This is a genomic window from Streptomyces sp. NPDC059909 (genome assembly GCF_042730885.1).
GTDB lineage: Bacteria > Actinomycetota > Actinomycetes > Streptomycetales > Streptomycetaceae > Streptomyces.
On sequence record NZ_JBHWKX010000258.1, the window covers coordinates 705 to 1132 of the forward strand.

At 60.3% G+C, this 428-nt stretch carries 1 protein-coding gene; it reads left to right on the forward strand.

What is annotated here, in order from left to right; all coding sequences use genetic code 11:
* The coding region (locus tag ACFV9O_RS40675; RefSeq protein WP_385428175.1) for a DUF5753 domain-containing protein at positions 1-428 on the forward strand (428 nt) is incomplete at both ends.

Genomic DNA, 428 nt, shown 5'->3' on the forward strand with positions numbered 1-428 from the left:
TGCAAACGTCGGAATACGCACGGACCGTGTTCGGCAACGCGTATCCGCCCTTGACAACGCAGGGCCTGGAAGAAGCGGTGCAAGCCCGTGTCGACAGGAAGCAGATACTGTCTCGCGATATTCCTCCGATGATGAGCTTCATCATTGAGGAGAGCGTGCTGCTAAGGCACTTGGGCGACCCGCAGGCGATGTCACAACAGATCCAGCATCTCCGAGACTGCGCCGACCTGCCCTGTCTGAGTCTCCAAGTCATGCCAACGAACACTGACGCCCACGCAGGGCTGGCCGGTCCCCTCGTTCTGCTGGAAACGCCGGACCACGACCACCTCGCCTACATCGAGGGACACCACAGGGGCTTCATGGTGGACGACCAAGATGAGGTCAGTGCGTACCAACAGAAGTATGGGATGCTGTGGGCGCAGGCCACC